Source organism: Streptomyces sp. NPDC092369 (assembly GCF_044755245.1).
In the GTDB taxonomy this organism is placed as follows: Bacteria; Actinomycetota; Actinomycetes; order Streptomycetales; family Streptomycetaceae; genus Streptomyces.
On the sequence record NZ_JBIVQP010000012.1, the window covers coordinates 84,495 to 106,087 of the forward strand.

General features: G+C 67.9%; 22 protein-coding genes and 4 pseudogenes. 6 read left to right on the forward strand and 20 right to left on the reverse strand.

The window, feature by feature from the left end; all coding sequences use genetic code 11:
- Positions 1 to 47: 47 nt before the first annotated feature.
- The 9 genes and pseudogenes from ACIQI8_RS44325 to ACIQI8_RS44365 form a co-directional block, all read right to left on the reverse strand.
- Positions 48 to 842 (reverse strand): hemolysin III family protein, encoded by a 795-nt coding sequence (locus ACIQI8_RS44325; RefSeq protein WP_402364718.1) that lies wholly within the window; start codon positions 840 to 842, stop codon positions 48 to 50.
- A 57-nt stretch (positions 843 to 899) separates the two neighbouring features.
- Positions 900 to 1,235, reverse strand: a complete 336-nt coding sequence (locus ACIQI8_RS44330; protein ID WP_402364721.1) for a MerR family transcriptional regulator — start codon at positions 1,233 to 1,235, stop codon at positions 900 to 902.
- Positions 1,236 to 3,457: 2,222 nt separating this feature from the next.
- Positions 3,458 to 3,645, reverse strand: a pseudogene (locus ACIQI8_RS44335) (AAA family ATPase); the annotation flags it as partial.
- Between the two features lie 32 nt (positions 3,646 to 3,677).
- On the reverse strand, positions 3,678 to 4,208 hold the full coding sequence (locus ACIQI8_RS44340; RefSeq protein ID WP_402364724.1) for an SMI1/KNR4 family protein: 531 nt from the start codon (positions 4,206 to 4,208) through the stop codon (positions 3,678 to 3,680).
- A 64-nt stretch (positions 4,209 to 4,272) separates the two neighbouring features.
- A pseudogene (locus ACIQI8_RS44345) lies at positions 4,273 to 4,740 on the reverse strand (transposase); the annotation flags it as partial.
- Positions 4,741 to 4,776: 36 nt separating this feature from the next.
- On the reverse strand, positions 4,777 to 5,544 hold the full coding sequence (locus tag ACIQI8_RS44350; protein WP_402364728.1) for a GAF domain-containing protein: 768 nt from the start codon (positions 5,542 to 5,544) through the stop codon (positions 4,777 to 4,779).
- On the reverse strand, positions 5,541 to 6,290 hold the full coding sequence (locus ACIQI8_RS44355; RefSeq protein ID WP_402364731.1) for an ANTAR domain-containing protein: 750 nt from the start codon (positions 6,288 to 6,290) through the stop codon (positions 5,541 to 5,543). The genes ACIQI8_RS44350 and ACIQI8_RS44355 overlap by 4 nt, the downstream gene beginning before the upstream one ends.
- 64 nt (positions 6,291 to 6,354) lie before the next feature.
- Positions 6,355 to 6,741 (reverse strand): STAS domain-containing protein, encoded by a 387-nt coding sequence (locus ACIQI8_RS44360; protein WP_402364734.1) that lies wholly within the window; start codon positions 6,739 to 6,741, stop codon positions 6,355 to 6,357.
- 659 nt (positions 6,742 to 7,400) lie between these two features.
- Positions 7,401 to 7,952, reverse strand: a complete 552-nt coding sequence (locus tag ACIQI8_RS44365; RefSeq protein ID WP_402364737.1) for a CGNR zinc finger domain-containing protein — start codon at positions 7,950 to 7,952, stop codon at positions 7,401 to 7,403.
- A 61-nt stretch (positions 7,953 to 8,013) separates the two neighbouring features.
- On the opposite strand from ACIQI8_RS44365, the gene ACIQI8_RS44370 reads away from it, so the two are divergent.
- Entirely contained in the window at positions 8,014 to 9,393 is a 1,380-nt protein-coding gene (locus ACIQI8_RS44370; RefSeq protein ID WP_402364740.1) for an MFS transporter, read from the forward strand.
- Positions 9,394 to 9,689: 296 nt separating this feature from the next.
- Here ACIQI8_RS44370 and ACIQI8_RS44375 read toward each other — a convergent pair.
- The 3 genes and pseudogenes from ACIQI8_RS44375 to ACIQI8_RS44385 form a co-directional block, all read right to left on the reverse strand.
- Positions 9,690 to 10,231: pseudogene (locus tag ACIQI8_RS44375) on the reverse strand (hypothetical protein).
- A gap of 132 nt (positions 10,232 to 10,363) precedes the next feature.
- On the reverse strand, positions 10,364 to 10,747 hold the full coding sequence (locus ACIQI8_RS44380; protein ID WP_402364743.1) for a limonene-1,2-epoxide hydrolase family protein: 384 nt from the start codon (positions 10,745 to 10,747) through the stop codon (positions 10,364 to 10,366).
- A gap of 46 nt (positions 10,748 to 10,793) precedes the next feature.
- Positions 10,794 to 11,702 carry an NADP-dependent oxidoreductase gene (locus ACIQI8_RS44385; protein ID WP_402364746.1) on the reverse strand — a complete coding sequence of 303 codons (909 nt, stop codon included), beginning with the start codon at positions 11,700 to 11,702 and terminating at the stop codon, positions 10,794 to 10,796.
- A gap of 86 nt (positions 11,703 to 11,788) precedes the next feature.
- Between ACIQI8_RS44385 and ACIQI8_RS44390 the strand changes: the two genes are divergently transcribed.
- Complete coding sequence (locus ACIQI8_RS44390; protein WP_402364749.1) at positions 11,789 to 12,349, forward strand: MarR family winged helix-turn-helix transcriptional regulator; 561 nt, start codon at positions 11,789 to 11,791, stop codon at positions 12,347 to 12,349.
- 413 nt (positions 12,350 to 12,762) lie between these two features.
- Here ACIQI8_RS44390 and ACIQI8_RS44395 read toward each other — a convergent pair whose 3' ends face one another.
- The 4 genes from ACIQI8_RS44395 to ACIQI8_RS44410 all read right to left on the reverse strand — a co-directional run bounded on the left by ACIQI8_RS44395 (position 12,763) and on the right by ACIQI8_RS44410 (position 15,228).
- Entirely contained in the window at positions 12,763 to 13,149 is a 387-nt protein-coding gene (locus ACIQI8_RS44395) for a barstar family protein (RefSeq protein ID WP_402364752.1), read from the reverse strand.
- On the reverse strand, positions 13,146 to 13,277 hold the full coding sequence (locus ACIQI8_RS44400) for a hypothetical protein (protein ID WP_402364755.1): 132 nt from the start codon (positions 13,275 to 13,277) through the stop codon (positions 13,146 to 13,148). The genes ACIQI8_RS44395 and ACIQI8_RS44400 overlap by 4 nt, the downstream gene beginning before the upstream one ends.
- 23 nt (positions 13,278 to 13,300) lie before the next feature.
- The gene (locus ACIQI8_RS44405) at positions 13,301 to 13,576 is read right to left on the reverse strand and encodes a hypothetical protein (protein WP_402364758.1); all 276 of its coding nucleotides are present in this window, start codon (positions 13,574 to 13,576) and stop codon (positions 13,301 to 13,303) included.
- 146 nt (positions 13,577 to 13,722) lie between these two features.
- Positions 13,723 to 15,228, reverse strand: a complete 1,506-nt coding sequence (locus ACIQI8_RS44410) for an amidohydrolase family protein (RefSeq protein ID WP_402364761.1) — start codon at positions 15,226 to 15,228, stop codon at positions 13,723 to 13,725.
- Positions 15,229 to 15,799: 571 nt separating this feature from the next.
- Here ACIQI8_RS44410 and ACIQI8_RS44415 point away from each other — a divergent pair.
- On the forward strand, positions 15,800 to 16,342 hold the full coding sequence (locus tag ACIQI8_RS44415; RefSeq protein ID WP_402364764.1) for a transposase: 543 nt from the start codon (positions 15,800 to 15,802) through the stop codon (positions 16,340 to 16,342).
- A 221-nt stretch (positions 16,343 to 16,563) separates the two neighbouring features.
- On the opposite strand, the gene ACIQI8_RS44420 is transcribed toward ACIQI8_RS44415, so the two are convergent.
- Positions 16,564 to 16,959, reverse strand: a complete 396-nt coding sequence (locus ACIQI8_RS44420) for a contact-dependent growth inhibition system immunity protein (RefSeq protein ID WP_402364767.1) — start codon at positions 16,957 to 16,959, stop codon at positions 16,564 to 16,566.
- A gap of 38 nt (positions 16,960 to 16,997) precedes the next feature.
- Positions 16,998 to 17,207 carry a hypothetical protein gene (locus ACIQI8_RS44425; protein ID WP_402364770.1) on the reverse strand — a complete coding sequence of 70 codons (210 nt, stop codon included), beginning with the start codon at positions 17,205 to 17,207 and terminating at the stop codon, positions 16,998 to 17,000.
- Positions 17,208 to 17,449: 242 nt separating this feature from the next.
- On the opposite strand from ACIQI8_RS44425, the gene ACIQI8_RS44430 reads away from it, so the two are divergent.
- The 3 genes and pseudogenes from ACIQI8_RS44430 (at position 17,450) to ACIQI8_RS44440 (ending at position 20,033) form a co-directional block, all read left to right on the forward strand.
- A complete protein-coding gene (locus ACIQI8_RS44430) occupies positions 17,450 to 18,094 on the forward strand; it encodes a class I SAM-dependent DNA methyltransferase (protein WP_402364772.1) in 645 nt (214 codons plus the stop codon).
- A gap of 118 nt (positions 18,095 to 18,212) precedes the next feature.
- Positions 18,213 to 18,752, forward strand: a complete 540-nt coding sequence (locus ACIQI8_RS44435; protein ID WP_402364775.1) for a CbrC family protein — start codon at positions 18,213 to 18,215, stop codon at positions 18,750 to 18,752.
- 131 nt (positions 18,753 to 18,883) lie between these two features.
- Positions 18,884 to 20,033: pseudogene (locus ACIQI8_RS44440) on the forward strand (transposase).
- Between the two features lie 126 nt (positions 20,034 to 20,159).
- Here the strand turns inward: ACIQI8_RS44440 and ACIQI8_RS44445 are convergent.
- Positions 20,160 to 20,489 (reverse strand): DUF6234 family protein, encoded by a 330-nt coding sequence (locus tag ACIQI8_RS44445; RefSeq protein WP_402364778.1) that lies wholly within the window; start codon positions 20,487 to 20,489, stop codon positions 20,160 to 20,162.
- Between the two features lie 500 nt (positions 20,490 to 20,989).
- Positions 20,990 to 21,511: a DUF664 domain-containing protein gene (locus ACIQI8_RS44450; RefSeq protein ID WP_402364781.1), complete on the reverse strand. Its 522-nt coding sequence runs from the start codon at positions 21,509 to 21,511 to the stop codon at positions 20,990 to 20,992.
- Positions 21,512 to 21,593: the final 82 nt, after the last annotated feature.

Here is a 21,593-nt window from a genome sequence, read left to right on the forward strand (position 1 = left end):
GGTCACAATGCACCACCGGGCCCAGCTTCGGCCCTCAAACACCGTTACTACGTGGCCGCGAGAAGGATGGCCGTGTAGTGCGAGGTGAAGGCGGCGATGGTCAGGGCGTGAAAGACCTCGTGAAAGCCGAACCAGGCCGGGGAGGGGTCCGGGCGCTTGAGTCCGTAGACGACGGCGCCTCCGGTGTAGAGCAGACCGCCGGCGATGACGAGGACGACGACGCCGGCACCGCCGGTGCGCGCGAAGTCGGGCAGATTGAAGACGGCCACCCAGCCCAACGCGATGTAACACGGCGTGTACAGCCAGCGAGGAGCCCCGATCCACAGGAGGCGGAAGGCGATCCCGGCCAGCGCACCTGCCCACACCACCGTCAGCAGCACCCTCTGCCGGCCTTCGGGCAGCAGCAGTACCGCCAGCGGTGTGTAGGTGCCCGCGATGATCAGGAAGATGTTCGCGTGGTCCAGTCGCCGCAGAACCGCCTCCCCGCGCGGACTCCACGTTCCACGGTGGTAGACCGCGCTGGTGCCGAACAGCAGGCAGGCCGACACCGCGTACACCGCGCAGGCCGCCACCGCCGCGCCCGTGCGCGAAACAGCGATCAGGACGATGCCGCCGGCCAGCGCCAGGGGGAAGACGCCGGCGTGCAGCCAGCCGCGCATCCTGGGCTTCAGCGCAGCCGCCGCCCGCTCCACCCCGCCCTCCGGGCCGGGGGCGGCAGTCAGCCGGCCTGTTGCGACCGCAGACGCATCCATCGCCGGGATGCGCAGGGTGCCGGGCGGGTTGCCCGCGTCGGGCTGGGGCTCCCGTACGTGGGACGGCGGCTCAGTACCTTCGGCGATCATGCGCTCATATTCTTGATAGGGCGAAAGCGTGGGGTCGGGCGCGGCATCGCGGACCGCCTATCCGGTGGCGGTTGTGCGCAGGGTTGCATTGCGGCGGTGTTCGGCGTTGATGCGCTGGGCTTCCTCGAGTTGGTCCTCGAGGATGATGATCCGACACGCGGCGTCGATGGGGGTGCCGTGGTCGACGAGTTCCCGGGCGCGGGCGGCGATGCGCAGCTGATAGCGGGAGTAGCGCCGGTGCCCGCCCGGGGACCGCAGCGGGGTGATCAGGCGGTGTTCGCCGATGGCGCGCAGGAAGCTCTGAGTGGTGCCGAGCATGTCGGCGGCCCGGCCCATGGTGTAGGCGGGGTAATCGTCGTCGTCGAGTCGGCTGAAGGTGTCGTCTGCTGTCATCTGACCTCTCTGTAAAACGCGTGGAGGGGAACACGTGGAGGGCCCTGGCGCCGTACGGCGCCAGGGCCCGAAGGAACTGCTCCACCATCTGCCGGCCCTACTTCTGCGCCGGCCTTCTGTCTGCGCACGCCCGACCGGAATGCTGTCGGGGATGCTCGGATCGCGATTGCTCGACCGGAGACCACCTCACTATCGATGTCCTGCGGTACCCGGGCTCAACAAGCCGCCCGGGCAATCCTGATGGCGCCCAATTCCTCCGTTCCTTCCCTCAATGCTGGTACTGCTCTACTGCGTAGTGCTGGTGATGCGACCTGCTCCATGGCCTGGGACAGCGCCACTCTTTCGGCAGTCAGCCCCGTCGCCCGTCCTGCGTCTGCTCTGGCTTAGAACCCCACTGCCGAACCTCCCGGTGCGCGCGTCCGCAGCCGACGCCTTCACCGAGGTACCGCTCACTGACTTCACTGCTGGGTATTACGAACTTCACTTGCGGGTACTGCCACTGCGGTACTGCTCACGGCGGCCCCTGATCACTGCGCGCCACCCGGTCCGGTCGTCAGTCCCGTCACCGTCCTACATCCCTGGCTCCGGAACTCCACCACCGCACCGCCCTGCACACTGCAACTACATACTGCTGCCTGGCAGTTCGTGTCTGCCAGGCCCTACTGTCTCTCTGGCTATGAGGGAAACCATAACCACACCACTGCTCAATGTCTACTCCAGCCAGTACAGGTTTTCTGTGCGTCCAACGGGGGGTAATCGACCTCGAGCAGCGATAGGGCACCAGATGGAGCCGCCGCCCATACCGAGGAAGGCTGAGGGGGCCAACAGGAGACCGGTCGGCGCACGCGCGGGGCGTCGCGCTCTCGTCGACCCGCGCGGCCCCGGCCGAGCCCCAAGCGATGTCATGGCTGCCCGCCCCCTGAGCCTCCTGGGCGGACTAGGGCAGGCCGTCACGGCAAGCCGCCGGACCGAGGGGAGCGCGCTGCCTGCTACTAGGGGTGGAGACTGGTGGCGTGTCCCCCGGGGCCGCCGAACAGGCGATGCGGGCCGCGACGTGCTTGCCGACCGGCTCCCGCTCGGTGAACAGGGTGTCGATGACGGCCTTGAAGATCTCCAGGCCGCGCTGGCCGATCCGGTCGCAATCGGCGGTCCGGGCAGCGGGCACGATGTGGTCGCTGCCTCACACGACAACGTCCACGGCGCGGGCGTTGATGCACAGTTCCAGCAAGACCGGGCCGGGTGGCTTAGTGGATGACGGTGGACTCCACTTGTAGGTCAGTTCTGACTCCACCCGGTGCCTGAGGGGACCTGAATCTGTAGGTGAGAAATGACTCCACCTGGCGGCCCCGCTGCGGCGGGTCAGGGTGTTCGAGGGCGTTAGAGCCTGTGTCTGAGACCGACATGACAGTTCCCGATGTCGGGAACCTTGTTCTCATGGCATTGGAAGCGCGATGGGATGCGCGGCGGGAGCGGGTTGGATGCGAAGGCGGAGTGCGCTGCCGAACTCGTTCGGAAGGCTCGCTTGTTGACCGAGGAGTGCTAGGGGCTGCTTGACGAGAACTGTCGCCTGCGGCGTCGACTTGCCCGAGCGGCGGAGCATGTCGGGGACCGCCTGGACGGTGACTCTGACCTGACGGCTTCTCAGCCTTGGCTGTCCGGTCCGTAATTGGCCTGTCGCAGAAGGGGATCCTCACGGGCAGGCCCCGAGTAGTGTCGGAGTACGAGGACGAACTCCGGGCCTGAGGCCCGGCCGGAGTGTGTGGCCGCCGCCGAGGCATCGGCATCCCCGGCGGCGGCCGTGGCGCGGGGACGGGCGGCTCCCCTCCGCGCTGTCCTCGCACCGGTCGTCCTCACCGGCGTCCGGGGTGCGCGGGAGTTCACCCCGGCTCGAAAAGCTGGGAGGACGGGGTCGGAGCCGTGTTGTCGGCGATACGGCTCCGACCGTCAATCGCCCCGGGGGCTTGGGGGCCAGGAATGCGGGCTCAGCGTCCGGTGGCCGGCTGGTGCCGGTGCAGCGGACGACTGCCCTGGGACCAGGGTAGAACCAGGCAACGGATGGGCGACACCCCCGACTTCCGGCCTTCGTGACGGTATCGGACCGGGTACGGGCAGTCGGCTGTGGTGCTGAGGCGGCCTGTGGCATCACGTATCCGTGGGCGGCGTCGCAGCGTTCGGCGGGACGGGCCCGGTGGGACGGAGCCGGTGGCACGGGGCCGTCTTCGTCAGCCCGCGGGGACCGCGGCGGCCTGCCGTTCGGCGCGGGTGGCGGCCAGGCGGTAGGAGTCGGTGCCGGTCTCGATGATGTTCCCGCCGAACGCCAGCCAGTCCACTACGGCCGCGCAGAGACGTGGATCGGTAAAGGTTAGCCGAGTTCATCAATACAAAGGAGATCGACGCGGCCGTAGCGGGCAGCGGCTAACTGAATGGGCCGTGCGGGCTGACCTACAAAGATCCCGGTTCGCCGTCGGCGACGAACCGCGTCAAGGACCGCTCCAGCATTTCCAGGAACTGCCGCAGGCCATCGGCCACCTTGTCGAGCTCCGGGTCGTCCAGCGACGCCGTCCGCGTTCGATGAACCGACCCATCAGGGGCTGCCACGTAGGACAGGCCGCCGCCGTTCGAGCCGATGACCAGTCCCTGGACCCTCTGCTGGGCAACGAGGTCGACAGCGCCGATCTCCTGGAGTCGCAGGAGGACGTCACTTGCCGGGTCGAGGAAGTAGCCGTTGCCGACGTCCGCCCAGGTGACGCCGCCCACGCTGCCGTAGAAGGTGACCAGGTCGGCCGGTATGAGGCTCGCTTGGGCAAGAGCGCGAGCAGCGCCTTGATCGTCACTGTTGGCCGGCCGGACCTCGTTGGTGCCAGAGGGAAAGCCGTGCCGCCGCTCGAACTCACCTGTCATTGCCGCGAGAATCCCGGAGACACTGTCTGTCCACGAGACCAGCCAGGCGGGGGAAAGTGAACGCTCGCTCATGAGGCCGGATCATGGCATGAGCCCCAGACACCCATCGGGTGACCAGCGGCCTTGCATGCCAACGTCAGCGCAACGCCCTGAGTTGTCGGTGGGTGATGAGGCAGCAGGCGAGTGTCAGGAATGCTTCGTGGATGTCGGCTCGTCGTTCCCACCGGATCCGCAGGCGCCGAAAGCCGTGCAACCAGGCAAGACTCCTCTCCACACCCCAGCGGTAGGTTCCCAGTCCGGTGCCGTGCAGGGTGCCGCGGCGGGCGGTTGCGGGCACGATGCCGCGGTCGTGGACCCGGTCGCGGTAGATGGCGTGGTCGTAGCCACGGCCGGCGAAGAGCGAGTCGGGTTTGCGCCACGGCCGTCCGACGCCGCCGCGGACCGGCGGGATTGCGTCGAGCAGGGGCAGGATTTAGGTGACGCCGCTGCGGTTGCCGCCGGTCAGCAGGACGGCAAGCGGGGTGTCGTGTCCGTCGGTGATGAGGGGATATTTCGAGCCGGCGCGGCCCCGGCCGACTGGCGAGGGGCCCGTGTGGCTCCCCCGCCACCGGCACCGGCCGTACCGGGGGCGCAACGGCGGTCAGCCGCAGTGGTCGCCGGTCCGGACCGGTACCGGTGGCGGGATGACGGCAGTGTCGAAGCCGCCCGAGATGATCTGGGTAGCCAGCTCCGACAGGCGCAGATGCCGCGCGCGGGCGTACGTCCGGAACGCGGCGAAGGCGTCGTCGACGGAGGTGTTCCAGCGCTCCGCCAGCACGCCCTTGACCTGTTCGATCAGGATGCGGCTGGTCAGCGCGGACTCCAACTGGCTGTTCTCGACGTGCGACTGCTCCAGGGTGCGCTGCTGGAGGATCGCGATGGTGGCCACGTCGGCGAGTGCCTGGGCGAGCGCGATGTCACCCCTGTCCAGGACATGCGGGGAGGTCTGGAAGAGATTGAGGGCGCCGACGACCCGACTGCGCAGACGCAGGGGGATGGCGTGGGTGGCCACGTACCCCGTCTCGCGCGCACGGGCGGCGAAGCGCGGCCAGTCGGCGGCCGACTCCGGCCGCGTCAGGTCGATGTTGGTGCGGGCGGTGCCTGTGCGGTAGCACTCCACGCACGGGCCCTGGTCGTGTTGCAGCGCGAAGAGCTCCAGCAGGCGGGTGTGCTCGTCGGAGGCGGCGATGACCTGCAGTTCACCGTGCGCGTCCGCGAGCAGGATCCCGGCCGCCGACACGTCGAGCAGTTCGACACAGCGCGCGGACAGCCGGTGCAGCAGGTCGATGACGTCGAAGTCCTCGACCAGGGAGTCCGCGACCTCCACGAAGATCTCGGCCAGACGTCGTTCGCGGGCCATGGCAATCATCCCTTTCCACCGTCGGGCGAATACGGCCCGCTCACATCGTCGTCGAAGTCGTCATCGAAGCGCATCCTGCGGGCGACCACGTCCGCCGCGATCTCGCCGAGGGGGCGCTCGCCGCTGTACGCACGGGCGCGTAGCCGCAGCAGGGCCTCCTCCATGGACACGTCCAGCTGGACGCTGATCATTCCCGTGGCCTGGTGCACGACCGCCCGGTGCAGCACCGAGGGAAATTCCAGGGCCATGCCGAGCCCGGGACCGCCCCTGTCCCCGTCATGTCGGTCATCCTTCAGGAGGGCGCTGGTCAGCACGGCGGTCAATGCGGTGGCGTCTGTGTACTGCTGCCCGCTCAGCCTCCGTCCGCTGTCGCACAGCAGGGTCAGTACGCCGATCCGGATAGCTCCGATGCCCAGCGGGAAGCAGCACACCCCGTGTACGCCCAACTCGCGCGCGGCCGGCAGCAGTGCGGGCCACCGCTCCGGGCGCACCCGGTCCAGGTCCGGCTCGACAACGGGTGAGCCGACGCGGACCGCGTCCGGCCCCGGGCCCTCGCCCAACGTGAACTGGAGTTCCTCGAACTGCGCGCTCAGCTCGGGATGGCACCACAGCGGCTCGGGCGACCGCTCGACGCCGACCCGCAGCGACAGCGCGACACCCGCGACGCCCAATGCCCTCGCACACGCCTGCGCCAGGTCGTCGACCCTGCCCCCGTCCAGCGACCTCAGGACCGCGGCCATACCGTCGCTGATCACCGCTCTCCGATCCCTGCCGGCCGGGACGCTTCGGAGCGGGATCCCGTCCCACTCGCACCGTCCACTACGGAGCCCGGCCCGCCGCACGGTCCGCGGGCACGTCCTGCCAGGCGTCCTGGGAACTCGCGTACCGCGGGAAACGCTCCAGCAGGCCGCCGGCCCGGAACACGAGACTCGCGCCCGGCCGGTGGTACACGACCCGCACCCATCCGAGCCGCTCATGACAGTCCTCCCACGCCGCGCACAGCGGGTCCAGGACGCTGCCGTCCATGAAGGTCACGTCGAGCAGGTCGACGATGAGGAATAGCCGGCCGCTGCCGTGCCGGACGTCCTCCAGATCACGTGCGAAGGCCGGCGCGGTCGTCAGGTCCAACTCGCCTCCGGCCGTGACCACTCGCAACTCGTCGAACAGGTCGGCATGCGGGCCCATGTGCCCCATCTCCTCTGTCACTGGCTGGCTTTCACCTTGCGCAGGGCCTCTGTTGCGCGGAACGAGACTGCACGGAGAGGGCCGGGGTCATGGGCGCCCGTATATGAAGAGTACTGCCGCGAAGGGATCGGCCGGTCGTCCTTTGTTCAGGTATCCACGAGGGTTGTCGAAAGCGTCGTCCCTGGTCGGTTCCTGACGAAATCGAGGACGAAGGTGCAAGAGAGTGGTGCTGACGGAGGCCGTTTGCCCGGGAGCCGGATTTCGAATTCGGCGCCCGATGGCTCCACGAAACGGCCCACGGATCCGCTCAGTGGCCCCGGCCCGGCATGGTGTGACAAGAGGAGACCGGAGCGCGAGGACGAGTTCGGGACGGTCGCGCGCGAAGCCGACTGCGACAGGTCGGTGACGACGATGAGTGCGTACCACCGTGGAGCCATATGGCGCTACTGACCTTGTTGGCGTGATGTCGCGGGGGCTGACAAGCCTTGGTTCTCGCAGTAGGCCGGTCATATGAGGTATCCGCAAGGGGGTGGGCTGACCGCGGAGCGACGGGGGTTCGCGAGCACATCCGTAAGCAGGCGGCCCTGTCGAGTCCGGGTTCGTCTAGTGACGCTGCCCGCGCCCGACAGACCACCCCGCCGGCACCGGTGGTCGTGCACCGGCGGCGTGGGCGCGTGAGGTCATCGCGGTGAAGACTGCGACCGGCGTCGACGGTAGGCCGCGGCGTTGGCCCGCCCGCCGCAGGTCTGCTTGTCGCACCAGCGGCGGCTGCCGGACCGAGAATGGTCAACGAACAGTCGAGTGCACTGCGTGTCCGCGCAGGACCGGATACGCCGGTGGTCGGGGCCGCCGAGCAGGACGCACGCCTGGTGGGCGACGGTGGCCAGTACCTGGTCGACGCTGCCGCGCCACACCGTCCGGCCCAGCTCCTCCAGCACGGGGGTGACCTGCCTGCCGGCCGCCGTCCTGCTGATGAGGGGCAGGTCCCCGATTCGGGGAGGCTGGTCCAACAGCTCCGCGGACGCGGTGCGGTAAACGGCTTCGCGCAGCTCCCGCGTCCGCTCGACATCGGCGTCGCTGACGCGCTCGGCCACGTCCGCCAGTCCGGCCTGCTCGATCCACGCGGACAGGTCCTGCGGGCCGGCCAGCAGCTCAATCGGGTAGCTGCTGCGCCAGGTCAGCGTCGCGGCCAGGTCCAAGGCCAGATGACCGCTGACGAAAGTGAACTCCACCCAAGCAGTGTCGCCCACCCAGGCATACATCCACAAGATCGTGGAATCAGACTCTTAACCGATGACGCTCACGGAGGTTCGGGGCTGGCTCTTCACTGTCCGCGGCCCCTTGATGACGGGCAGGATCTCGATGGCCGCAACCGCTTCATCCGCTGCCGTCGCCACGCCCACGGCGTGCTACCTCGGCGTCGCCATACCGGCGCGCCTGGCCGACGAGGGAGCGCGTGTAGCGCTCGTTCTGCTCGCCCTGGCACGCGAACACAGCGCAAGTCTCGGTGGCCTCCTGATCGCCGCGCTGATGGTGCCCCATGTGGTCGCGGCTCCCGTGGTCGGCGCCCTCGCCGACCGGGTCCGGCGTCGCAAGCTCTTCCACGGCGTGGGCCTGGCCGCCTACGGCACAGGCCTGGCCGCGACCGCATGGGCATTGGGCCGTCTTCCCACGGCCCTCGTTGTGCTCCTGGTCCTCGCGGCTGGCTGCTGCGCTCCCCTGGTCACCGGGGGACTTACCAGCCTGCTCGCCGATATCCTCCCGGAGCGGGCCCTCACCCGTGCTTTCAGCATCGACTCCACCACCTACAACCTGGCAGGCGCCCTCGGCCCCGCTCTGGCAGCGATGCTCGCCGTCATGATCGGACCGGGCGCAGCACTTTTCGCCCTCGGAGTGGCGGCGATGAGCGGTGCCTCTGCCGTGATTCTGCTGCGGCTGCCTGGCCGCCCTGCCACCAAGCACCGGATGAGCGCCGCGCTACGGCCCGCCGTCCTCGCGGCCGGTGCCCGGGAGATCGTGCGCAATCCTCCGCTGCGGTCCGTGACCTGGGCCAGCAGTATCGGCCAGATCGGCATCGGAGCCCTGCCCGTCATCACGGCTCTGCTTGCCAGCGAGCGCAATGCCGGGTGGGCGGCGGGCGGTCTGATGACCGCCTTCGCCGTGGGCGCCATGGTCGGCTCCCTCACCTACGCCGTCAGACCCTGGACCCCTACCCGGCCCGAACGAGTAGTACTGATGTGCCTGCCGCTGATCGCACTGCCCTTGGCTGTGGCCGCATGTGTCACCGCAATGGCACTGACCACGGCGCTCTTCGTCACGGCGGGCTGGGCAACGGGTCCGCTGTTCAGCACCCTGCTCGCCGCGCGCGAACGGTACGCGCCACAGCCATTGCGCACCCAGATCTTCACCCTCGGCGCGGGTCTGAAGAGCACGGCGGCCGCGGCGGGAGCAGCCGGGATCGGCGCCCTGGGGGGGCTGGGAGCCGCACCCCTTCTGGGCATGGTGGCGGCCGCGCAGATCCTTGCGGCAGGCCTTGGTGTCGTCCTGCTGACGCACTCGCCGAGGAACATCCGGCGAACCAGCAGAAGGCCCGACGGCGGTGCCCAGGACGGTGCATTCCAGGAACCCGGAGCGCCAGGAGAAAATACCTCCACCAGATCCCGAAAGAATTGACCGCCGCCTATCCCGACCAGAAACAAAGAGGAAAAAGAGTATCTGTAGCCGGCGGTCCCGTTCCAGACCACCCATACCCGATACACCATCCCTGGCGGCGTGAAAAGCCGGGGACGAGTGACATTCCCACTGCCATCAAAGAAAATCTGACCGGAGGCGATCCGACGTGCCCTAAGCCAGTCCTAGTGCCCCGGCGGCGGTCGTTGGATCGCCCGTAGCCGCCAGCGATGCGGGCCTCGGCGAGAATGGTGCGACGCGGCCAGGGTGTTGATCCTGACAACGAGCCCTTTCCAACCTCAGACTGACGCGGCGAGGTGAAGGGCCAGGATTGCCTGGACGATTCCGGTGATGCGGGTGGTGCTGCAGCGAAGTTTGCGGAGGAGTCGCCAGGCCTTGAGGGTGGCCATGGCTTGCTCGTCGAGGGCTCGGATCTTGGCGTGGGAGGACCGTGCTCCATGCTTGCCGGAGTAGAAGGGGCGGTCGGCTGCGATGGGGTCGATCGGTAGCAGGGTGCCGTCCAGGATCTCGAATGCCATCGCTGCCGCTGTCCTGACGCACTGTTCGGGGCTGGGGCCAGGGCGGACAGGACCTCGACGGCCTCGCGGACGTAGCGATAGACGGTTGCTATGCCGATTTCGAACGCTGTGGCGGACTGGTTGTAGGTGTCGCCGCAGCGTAGATGCGCGAGGTCAAGGTTGGCCTGGCGCCGAGGTGGCGGGCGTCGCCACCGGCTGCCGATCTCCCGGCGGTGTTGACGCAGGTGACGGATGAGGAACTGCAGGGTCGAATGGGACAGGGAGATCCCGGCGGGTAGAGAAGCACAGAAGCGCCAGGCGATACGGGTGATCTTGGTCGTGAACCCGTCCACCTGGCGCTTCACTGCGTTGCACAGCTCCCAGCACTCAACCAGCTGCCCGCACCGACAAGTTGACACGCGCTCGATGTGGACTCGTGCTGATGAGGTTCGGCCTTATCCCATTCGGCTGGTGAACTGGCTCACGTCGAAATAGTCGCGCCAGGCGTTGATCTTGCCGTCAGTGACCTCGAAGGTCCCCATGACCGGCAGTTCGAACGATTTGTCAGGGAGCCTGAACACGTCCACCCGCTCGGTCATCACGACCGGCCCGTCGGCTGCGATGTTGATGACGCGGAACTCGATGTGCTCAATGCCGGGCGGGCCGGGACGGATGAACGAGGTGATGGTGTTGGCGATGGCCTCCCGGCCGGTGACCGGCTCCAGCGGGATATTGTGGTAGATGGCGTCGTCGGTGAAAAATGCTGCCAGCTCGGCGGCCCCGGTGTTGTCCGACCACGCCGCGCAAAACCTGCGCACTACCTCGATCGGGCTTTCCATCTGGCTCCTCCTGCGGTTGATCTGAACAGTGCACTGCGACAGACGACTAAGGGGTGAGGATGAGCTTTTCGTGCGCGGTGCCCGCTTCGAGGAGGGCGTGCGCCAGCGCGGCGTCCCGCATCGGCAGCAGCCGCTGGGCACGCAGGCGGAGTTGCCCGGAAGCGAGAAGTGGCATGGTCTGCTCGACCGCGTCGGGGGCACGGTCCGGGGTGGGGGCGGAGAGGACGACGCCGAGGTCGGCCGCGTGCTCGTCCGCGAGGGTGATCACGCGCGCGGGGCCGCCCGCGAGTTCGACAGCGTCACGGAGGCCGCCACTGCCTCCGGCGTCGAAGACGGCGTCCACCTTGCCGACGTGCGCACGCATCTGCGCGAGGAGTGCCGATCCGTATCGGACCGGGATCGCACCGAGATCCGTGGCAAGCTGTTCGTCGCTCGGGCCGGTGGCGCTGAAGACCGTGAGGCCCTGGGACACGGCCAGCTGGGTGGCGATCACGCCGACCGAGCCGCCGCCCCCGAGAATCAGCAGGGTCTCGTCGGCGGTGACGCCGAGCTGGCGCAGGACGCCGACGGCGGCTTCGGCCGAGGCGGGCAGCGCCGCGGCATCGGCCCAGCTGACGGTGGCCGGTTTGACGGTCCAAGCCGAGGCCAGGGCGTATTCGCCGTAGCCGCCGAGCGTGGGCAGCTGAGCGGCCACCTCGTCACCCGGCGACACGCCAGTCACGCCAGGTCCGAGGGCGTCGACGGTGCCGGCGGCCTCGAAGCCGAGAACAGCGGGGTCGGGCAGCGGGAAGACCTCGCGGAGGTCGCCGCGCCGGATCTTCAGGTCCGTCGGGCCGATTCCCGCCGCGTGTACGCGCATCCTGATCTGACCAGGTCCGGGTACGGGCAGGGCGACTTGCGACCACACGAGCGCCTCGGGCGATCCGTATCCGGTGAGCAATGCTGCGTACGGCATCGGTGCCTCCTGCTCCTGGCGGTCCGCGCGAGATGATGGGGGACGGCACACCTCGACGGTGGTGCTGGACAGAGAGCATAGGTGATATGTCACGCAACGCCAACGACGGTGCGCCGGTGCCCGAGGGCGGATGGCTCGACGGCGAACAGCAACGAGCCTGGCTGGCCTACATCCGGCTTCAGCTGCGGCTGACCTACGAGATGAATCGCCAACTGCAGTCCGACAGCGATCTGTCGCTGCCGGATTACGACGTCCTGACGGCCCTGAGCGTCGCCGACGGCGGCCTGATGCCGATCACGGCGCTGGCCGCGCAGATCGGCTGGGAGCGCAGCCGGGCCTCGCACCACGTACGGCGGATGGCCAAGCGAGAACTGGTGAGTTGCAGCCCGTCCGCGAACGACCGGCGCGTCACGGAGGTGAGTCTGACCCGGCACGGCCGGAAGGTGCTGGAGGCCGCGGCTCTGGGACACGTCGAACTCGTGCGTCGCCTGTTCTTCGACGGCTTGCCACGCGAGCTTGTCGATCCGCTCAGCCAGGCACTGGAGAGCATCTACGCGAACACAGTCGCGCAGGGCACGCTGCCGCCGCCGGTGGACTGGCACCCGCCCAAGGCGAGTGACCGGCGGCCGGCGCCGGGCTCGACCTAGAGACCACCTGACAGGCCACGCGACGGGTAATCAATCCTGCGACCACAACCCCCTACCCGTGCGAGTACCCCACACGACTGCCATACCAGCCCGCCCACCAGCAGCTTCAAGTTGGAATTCGCTCAATGTCGACCTCTATCTGGATAGTCGACACATTTTCCTTCGCCATGATCGCTCGCCAGACGAAGTCCGGCAGGACACCCGCCACCACCGCCTATGTCAGCCACGTCCTTGACGCCTGCGGCCTCGCACCTGCATGATCCGCTGCACTCGGCTGCTCGACCTGGTCAACACCATGGACCCCAAACTCGTCGCCGCCACGTTCGGCATCGACCCCGAAGCCACCATGATCTATCTCGCACCACGTCGACGAGGGCCGTTTGCCAGGGCGGCGAAGACCAGGCATTTGGTGGCTACTGAAGCCGCAGGACGCCAGGGGCACGATCCTCGAAAATCCTGATCAGCCAGTCGAAGACGGTCGGCCCCTGCTCTGTTCGCGCCGCAGCCAGATCCGCGCTGACAGCAGCCCTGTTCGTGGGATGGCACCGCGTGAGGCGGATCTCCAGCTGGCGAGCCGTCTCCGGATAGCCTAGATACTCGCGAGACGCCTGGTGCTCATGCCACTCAACGACATAGTCGTCATCGTCGGGCTGCCCGAAGCCGCCGCTGAGGCAGTCAGCGAAGGCGTCGAGGTTCTTGCCGAAGTAGCCTCCAGGACCATTGACCGCCTCGCCGATGAGTCGCCAGAAGTCTTCCAGCGTCCTCACCTGGGTGCCGTCCAGCACGTATACCGCCGTCACGACACGAAGGATACGTCCGGCTCGATGATCTCCCTCTCCAAGAACCCGCGCTGTTCAGCCGCTGCCTGACACAGGTTCGCCGGGAACATGTGCGCTTTGCCGAACAACTCGTTGGAGGCGATGGCCACGCTGCTGTTCTCCTTGCGTTCGTTCAGGGCCCGAACCAGGAGTTCAGCGCCGCGGCCGTCGCGTTGCATGCACCCGAGTCCGCCGATGGACAAGAGATCGGCGCGACTCCAGCGGGCGATCGTCTGGAGAGCTGCTTCTCGTCGGCGGCCTCGACGAACTCGTCGACCTGCTCCGTCGCCACCACATACCTGACCCGGCAGCCGGCCATCCCGACGTCGGTGCCGAGCACAATCAGCACGTAGGACCGCCGGCCCCGGAATCGCCGATCAGACAGAGCGGCCGGCTCTTCCTGATCCACTCGCAGCCGGCGAAAGCCGCGCCGACGCTCGGGTTCGCGTCGAAGTCGAAGGTCCGCCACCACTTGCCCCGAGGAAACCAGCCGCCTTGAGCCGCGTCGGCGGCCTGCGGCCAGCCCCGCCCGCCGGCGAGGCCACCGCAGGGGTGTCAGGGGTGTCCGCCGCAGCCGCAGCCCGTCATGGCCGGCCCGGACTGGGGCGGCGGGGTCTGTGCGGCAGCCTCCTCCACCTCCGCGAGCAACCGGCGGCGTTCCTCCGGCGAGATCCACCTGCCGTCGACGACCACACCGTGGATGCGGCGGGTGTTGCGGATGTCGCGCAGCGGGTCGGCGTCCAGGACGAGCAGATCGGCGGCCTGTCCGCGGGCCACGGTGCCGACAGCGGGCAGGCCGAGGGTGCGGGCCGCGTCCTGCGTGGCCGCCCGCAGGGCCTCGGCCGGGGAGAGGCCGGCGGCCACGAGCAGCGCCAGCTCGTCGTGCAGGGCAAAGCCCGGGACGAGGTATCCCGTACCGGTGTCCGTGCCCGCTGCCAGGCGCACACCCGCGGCGTGCAGTTCGCTCACCAGCCTCAGCCGGTGCCCGAAGATCTCGCGGATCTGCCGCTTCTGTTCGGCGGTACGCCCACCGGTCAAGGCCGCCAGTTGGTCCGGCCAGCTCTCCACCTGCCAGGCCGGCAGATACTTCCACTCCTCGGCCCTAGAGGGAACCTCGTCGGGCAGCTCCAGCGTGCGGTGCACGCTGAGCGTGGGGACGACCGCCGTCCGACCGGACGCCAGACTCGCGAACAGGGCGTCCGCCCGGTCCCGGTCGTAGCCCTGCACCGCCTGCCATTCCAGCGGATGCACCTGCTGGAACCAGCTGTGGTAGCGGGACAGGCTGCTGGGGTCGCCCGGGTCGATCCGTACGGCGGCCAGACGTCGCCGAATCTCCTTCTCGTGCCGTGAGGTCGCAAGAAGCAGCGCGTGCAGGTGCTCGATGGTGCGGTGGCCGGACGCGCTGGCCTCCGCGATCCGTACGGTGTCGGGGCAGTGCCCGAGGTAGGGGATGCCCTGGCGGCGGGCCTCGTCGGCGATGGCGAAGTAGGCCTCGCGGGACAGGCGGGAGTACACCTTGACGAAGTCCGCGCCCTCGCGCCTGACCTGCCGTACGGCGAGCCGGGCCTCGGCCGCGTCTCGCACCTCGATGGTCGGGCCCACGTCGGCCGCCCACAGGGAGGGCGCGCCGTCGACGATAGGGCTGCCGACCACCCAGCGGGGGCCGAGCAGCGCACCGTTGCGGATCTTCTCGCGCCACTCGTGGTGGACCGGCTGGCCTCGCATCTCCCGGACCGTGGTCACGCCGGCGAGGGGGTACAGCGGCGGGATCACGCTCTCCGGGCCGTCGCTGTGAGTGTGTGCCTCGATCAGGCCCGGGATCAGATATTTGCCGCTCAGGTCGACCTTGCGGGTGCCCGGGGGCAGCCGGGTACGTGAGCTCGGGGCGAGCACAGTGATACGGCTGCCCTCGACGACGACCGTCATGTCGGCGGCCGGGGGCGCTCCCGAACCGTCGATCACAGTGACATGGGTGAACGCCAACAGGCCGCTGCCGGCGCCGTTTCCAGCCCTCGTCCCGACCGCACGTGCCGTGCCGGCCGCCGCAGTCCCCGTCAGCACCGCACCTGACACTGCTACAGCCCCGACCAGGAACCCCCGCCGGCCCACACCGCGATCCGCCCCACCTGTCGCTTCGGACATGCTGTTTCCCCTCCAGCTCGCGAATCCGCCGGCCGTATTCGCCGACCCCCACAACCCTGGCCGACACGAGACAACAGAACAGTGCGACCAGACCGTGTAGGCGGGGGTGTCGCTGGCACCACCACACGCCCTCCCCGCACTGCGGCGCCTCCGCCCGTGAACCGGCCGCCTCTTCCCTCCCAGCTGGAGGAACCAACAGCCACATCACGTGAGGCACAGCGCATGTGACGTCTCATCAGCCAGCTTCACCCATCACCGCGACAGCCGCTCCAACAAGCTGCCGCATCCTCCGAGGCCCGCACGCCCGCCCCGGAGAACATCGCCCGGCGCCGGGGTGTTGAGGCGTTGGTTGAGCTCACCGTGAGCCGTGGTGGGGGTGGATGTCCGTCTGATCTGACGGGTGAGCGGTGGGCGCTGGTGGAGCCCTTGCTCCCGCTGGCAAGGGTGGGCCCGAAGGGCGGACGTCGGGAGAGCATCCGCGGCCCGGATCGTGGACGCGATCTTCTATGTGGTGCGGACCGGCCGTGCCTGGAGGCAATTCCCGAAGGACTTCACCCCGTGGCCGACGGTGCACTGGCACTTCACCTGGTGGCACGCCGACGGCACCGTCGAGCGCATCCACAACGCTCTGCGCGCCAAGGTCCGTGAAGCTGACGATCGCGATTTGGAGCCGAGCGCGGGCGTGATCGACTCGCAGTCCGTCCGCACCACCGACACGGTCCCCCGCGGCCACCAGAGGCTTCGACGCGGGCAAGAAGGTGAAGGACCGCCAGAGATTCATCGTCACCGACACCCTGGGCCTGCTCCTGGCCGCTCACGTCGTCGCGGCGAGCATCCAGGACCGCGACGCCGCGAAACGTCTCTTTCTGTGGACCAGGATCGACCAACCCCGCGTCAGAAGGTCTGGGCCGACCAGGGCTTCGCCGGCCGCCTGGTCGAGTGGGCCGCCCAGATCCTCGGCCGCGACCTGGAGATCGTCCGCGATGATACTGACCAGCGAGGCTTCCAGGTCCAGCCCAAGGGTGGGTGGTAGAGCGTACGTTCTCGTGGCTCACCACCCACCGGCGCCTGGCCCGGGACTACGAAACCAGTCCGGCTTACTCCGAGACGATGATTCAATGGGCCGTGATCGGCGTCATGGTCCGCAGACTGATCCGGGGCCGTGCTGCAACACTTCCCGGCCCACCGCTGCTCGTACGAAACCTCTCGTAGTCAGCTTGCCGGTCCTTTGACGAGGTAGCCGCTGTCGGCGAGCTACAGAGCTAAAAACCGCTCGACCTCGCTCTTTAGGGCAGGCGGCACGTCGGCCGACTCCGAGACGATCAGGCGGACATCCCGCTCGAGTTCGGGGGACTCGCTCCAGACCTCCGCGCTTCTGGTGAGCACGGCAGCCAGTAGATCACCCTCGTACATGTCGCCTTCCGCCAGTGGGTCGATCCGGAGGACCTCCACCGCCAGGGGCAGCAGATAGGCAAGGCCCACGTCTTGCCTGAGCAATAGCCGCATGTCCTCGACCGTCAGGCTGCCGATCGGCTTGCGCCGAAGCTCACGCACGGTCGCCATCAGCCGGGTTTCACCGCTCGACGGGGTCGACCAGCGGTCGCGCTCAAGGTCCTCAAGGGAGCGGTCTCGGTTCACGAGTCGAGTCACCGACCGATCGTCCCACGTCAGATCTCAAACGCGGACTCTCAGGGCTGCGCCTGCTTCGTGTGCCTGAGAGTGAGGAAGAGTCCTGTCCACATGACGGCAGCGAAGACAACCAGAACCCAGCCTGCGGCGTTACCCATGATCGCGAGTGCCACTCCGGCGATCACCAAGACTGCTGAAGCGATGGACGACCAGACATAGAACATGCGCGACTTACCTTGCTGTTCCGCAGACGGACCAAGCTGTCCCACGGTTGAATCTCCCTGCGTTGAGAAGCTGTGGCTGACGGCTGTTTCGCCGCCCGCCGCTGTATTTGTTATCCGCCTGTCAGGTACGAGTTTCGCGCGCAAGCAAAGGCCGCAGCAACAACCACACGGCGCCATCCGGCCCAGAGGTTGGATCTGGCCTCCGTCTCAAGTGACCTGCTTTGATTCGTCGTTGATCCCGGTTGATCTGGTTCGTCATCCTGATCACTGCACTACCCTGTCGAGCCATGAACGCGGACCGCTGGTTGGCTGACACCCGGACCTCCTACGACACGGTCGCGTTCAGCTATGCCGACCAACTGCGCGAGGCTCTGGCCCGGGCTCCGTATCTGCGGGCGGCGCTGGCACTGTTCGCCGACTTGGTGCACGCCGCTGGCGGTGGGCCGGTGGCCGACGTGGGCTGCGGACCTGGACACGTCACCGCTCACCTGCACGAGTTGGGTGTGGACGCTTTCGGCATCGACCTTTCATCCGTGATGATCGACGTGGCTCGGCGTGACCACCCCCGCCTGCGGTTCGAGGTGGGCTCGATGACCGACCTCGACCTCGTCGATGGTTCAGTCGGCGGCCTGCTCGCGTTTTGGTCGTTGATTCACGTCCCCGACGAAGCAGTACCCACGGTCTTCGGCCAGTTCCGGCGCGTGTTGCGTCCGGGGGGACCACTGCAGCTCGGCTTTCACGTCGGCGACGAGTCGAGGCTGAAGACGCAGGGCTACGGCGGCCACCCGATGAACGTCCACGTTCACCGCCGCCAGCCTGACCAAGTGGCGTCCTGGCTACGCGATGCCGGGTTCGCCGTCGAGGCCCACATGCTGATCGACCCCGACGAGAGCGTCCCAGGTGCGGTCCTCTTCGCACGCCGTGGGTCCTAGCCACATCAGTCAGCGGTCCGGTTGTCATGCGCGGCTCCAACACAGCCTCTGAGTTCGCTTTTTATGGTCTGGGGCCCGCGCCGCTGACCGCTCGTGTCGATTGTTACGGTGATGGGTTGTGACTGAGCTGCTGCCTGAGTTTCGGTACCACCCCGATCCCATCGCCACAGGCGTGATCGTGCCTTCTGGCACGGCCTGCCTCTGCTGTGGGCGGGAGCGCGGGTATGTGTACAAGGGCCCGGTCTACGCTGCCGACGAGCTCGGGGGCCGGCTGTGCCCGTGGTGCATCGCGGACGGCAGCGCCGCCGAACGGTTCGACGCGCACTTCACGGCGGGAACACGCCTGGGCGACGACGTGTCCCTGGAAGTCTTCGCAGCGGTCGACCGCCACACTCCGGCCTTCACCGCGTGGCAGGAACCCCAGTGGTTCTTCCACTGTGGCGACGGCGCCGCGTTCCTGGGCCTGGTCGGGGCCGCCGAGCTCACCGCTCATCCCGACGCGCTGGAGATGCTGCGGCAGGAGAGCAACGACTGGGGCTGGCCGTCGGACCAGGTCGAGTACTTCCTCGGCTCGCTGGACAAGGACGGGGAGCCGACGGCGTACCTCTTCCGGTGCCGGGTCTGCGCAGCCCAACTCGCTTACGCCGACTTCGCATAGGCGCTGCAGACGGGTCGAACGGTTTCACTCACCTGGGAGTTCGGCGTACACAGACGGCAGTCTTGGCGTGATGCTGCGTGCTGTCCAGAGCGCGCTGTCCACCAAGTCCACCGGAACCGAGACCGCCAGGAATGAGTCTGGTGCATCACGATGCCCGGCCCGATGCGTTCGACTTCACGTCCCACTTTCGGGAGGACCTTTACACGTGTCTGACCCGGCGTGGTGACACGTTGTTCGAGCTGTGCGACGCGATGCTCTGCGAGGACGGCCCGGTGCCCTCGCCGGTCGACCTGACGTTGCTGGCCGAGCACCGGCGTGGGCACGGTACGTTGTACGACGCGCTCAACAAGGGCCGCATCGACGTGGTTGGTCTCCGCCGCGCCCTGGCGATGCTGCCGCAGCCCAAGGCCGCCGACGGGTGGCTGGTCCTTGCGGTCGATGTCTCGGCGTGGCTGCGGCCCGACGCGCCGACCAGTCCGAACCGCCTGTTCGGTCATGTCTTGGGACGCTCGGGACGCTCCAGTGACCAGTTCATTCCCGGCTGGCCGTACTCGTTCGTCGCCGCCCTGGAGACCGGGCGGACGTCGTGGTGCCAGCTGCTGGACGCGGTCCATCTCGGCCCCGACGACGATGTCGCTGAGGTCACCGCCGCCCAGGTCCGCCGCGTCGTAAACGACTTGATCGGCCAAGGCCAGTGGGAGAACGGCGACTCGGACATCCTGGTCGTCTTCGACGTCGGCTACGACGCCCCGCCCATGGCCTACCTCCTCGGCGGCCTGCCCGTCGAGGGACTGGGACGGATGCGCTCCGACCGGGTCATGCGCCGTCCGACACCCTCGCTCAAGGAGTACGCCCCGGCCTATCCCCAGGGCGGCAGGCCGCCGAAGCACGGCAAGGAGTTCCGCTTCGCCAAGCCCGAGACCTGGGGCGAGCCGGACGCCGAGACGGCGCAGGTCACCGACCCCTACGGCACCCCGAAGGCGATGGCCTGCGGCGCATACCCAGCTCAGGCTCACCCGCGAGGCCGCGGCCTATCTCCGCCGCCCCTGGGAGAAGCGGGCCGAACCTTCTCGGCTCAACCAGGCCCGCGTCCGTCGGGGGTTCAGGAACCTCCGCCCTCATCTGCACAGTCCGGCCCGTGCGCCCAAACCCTCAACTCCAGGCCCAACGCACCCACTTGGCTCGTAAAATCGGCGCCCTGCCATCCGTTATGACGTGGGCAAAACGACCAGACCGCCCCGTGTCGCGGAACGCAATCAACTCAAAGCTGGCAAACCATAAAAACAATCTGAGCTTGTTCTTTATGGTCGCTGCGACTGACCGCGACAGCTCGCGGAGTTGAGTGTGCATGACTGCCCAGTTGTTGCGCCTGTGTGCTTTGTTCTTCAGCATCCGCCGCTGTGGGTGCTACCGGTCGACCACGTGGTTCGAAGCCGGCATCCCGGCCCCCGTTGGTAGCGGTCGTGGATGAGCACGCTCGTACTGGTCGTGCCAAGCAGCGATCGTGAAACACAGTGCGATGGCTGCAACAAGCAGTTGGACCGCACCCGCGAACGGATGTGCCGAGTACAGGAAGAAAAGGGCGATCACGAGCACACTCAATGTGAACCCGCCGAGCCAGAGGACCGGGTCCCAGTCCATCGGGGATGCCGCGGTTTGCTCGTCCACACGGCCCCATCCACGGAGGACCGACGTCAGCCCCAGCAGCAAGGCGACCGGGATTTCGATGAGCAGCACGATAAGACTTGTGCAGCCACCCGCGAACCCGTCGCTTCGCGAGTCTGGAAGCTTTACAGGGCGGCCGTCATTCCCCGGCAGGCGCGGTATGTGCGGACTCGGCTCGAAGGGCATGGTCACACCCTCGTACGGCACGCCGTGTGCTGCATCACCGTTCACCAGGACGAGACCGAGGCGTGGCCGAGCCGAGTTCCCCACAGGTGTCCACCCACCCTCGAACTGCGAAGTGAACGCACTCGCTCGTACGAGGATTCCGGGGACGTGAACACGTCCGCCGTCTGATCCTGTGTTCCGATCCCAGATCCATGTCTCCCGCCTCCTCAACGGCATCGTCGCCAAGCTCCGCGCCGGCCTCCTGACCGCCTGCCCCCCACGGCCGCAAGGGGTGGATGGAAAGGACCATCGCAGTACGCAGCGGCCCGCGCCCTGCCCGGGCCGGCCCGGGAAACCGCGCAGAGGGAGAGGCAGACCAGCATGGGACTTCCAGCCGCGCCGCTGTGTCAGGTCAGCACCAGCCAACGCCGGCCGTCGATGAGTTCGCGTGCCGCGTCGAGGTGACCGGCGTGGCACGCAGTCTCGGTGATGACGTGCAGCAGGACGTCGCGCACAGTGTGCAGATGCGGCTCGCCGAACAGGTCGCGAGGCCACCACGCCAGGGCGGCATCGGCGGCAGTGGCGGAGATGACGGCGTCGGCAAACTCTGCCTCCATCCGGTATGAGTCCAGGACAGCGGCAGCCCGTGTTTCCGGATCCACCTTCCACGCTTCGTCGCCGCTCGGCAGAGCGCGGATGGTCTCTTCGTCCCCGGCGACGACAGCGCGGAACCAGAACCGCTCGACGTCCAGCGCAAGGTGCTGGACCATTCCCAGGCAGTGCCATCCAGATGGCAGCACCGGCCTTCGCAGAGCCTCTTCCTCGAGCCCATCAAGGGCGCCCAGGACATGGCGGCGCTGCCCGTCCAAAACCCTAAGAAGTGTCTTGACCTCACTGCCGGGAATCGTTTCGTACGCATTTTCGGTCACGACACGCAGGATTCCCCAACGCCGCTGGAATCGCAGGAAGTTCCCTGACGTCCGGGACACCACTCGTCCCCGCCGCCCGCAC

Excerpts from the sequence above, each read along its gene's own strand:
- ACIQI8_RS44325 (WP_402364718.1), bottom strand. The coding sequence starts at position 842 with ATGATCGCCGAAGGTACTGAGCCGCCGTCCCACGTACGGGAGCCCCAG.
- ACIQI8_RS44330 (WP_402364721.1), bottom strand. The coding sequence starts at position 1,235 with ATGACAGCAGACGACACCTTCAGCCGACTCGACGACGACGATTACCCC.
- ACIQI8_RS44340 (WP_402364724.1), bottom strand. The coding sequence starts at position 4,208 with ATGAGCGAGCGTTCACTTTCCCCCGCCTGGCTGGTCTCGTGGACAGAC.
- ACIQI8_RS44350 (WP_402364728.1), bottom strand. The coding sequence starts at position 5,544 with ATGATTGCCATGGCCCGCGAACGACGTCTGGCCGAGATCTTCGTGGAG.
- ACIQI8_RS44370 (WP_402364740.1), top strand. The coding sequence starts at position 8,014 with ATGACGCTCACGGAGGTTCGGGGCTGGCTCTTCACTGTCCGCGGCCCC.
- ACIQI8_RS44380 (WP_402364743.1), bottom strand. The coding sequence starts at position 10,747 with ATGGAAAGCCCGATCGAGGTAGTGCGCAGGTTTTGCGCGGCGTGGTCG.
- ACIQI8_RS44385 (WP_402364746.1), bottom strand. The coding sequence starts at position 11,702 with ATGCCGTACGCAGCATTGCTCACCGGATACGGATCGCCCGAGGCGCTC.
- ACIQI8_RS44390 (WP_402364749.1), top strand. The coding sequence starts at position 11,789 with ATGTCACGCAACGCCAACGACGGTGCGCCGGTGCCCGAGGGCGGATGG.
- ACIQI8_RS44430 (WP_402364772.1), top strand. The coding sequence starts at position 17,450 with ATGAACGCGGACCGCTGGTTGGCTGACACCCGGACCTCCTACGACACG.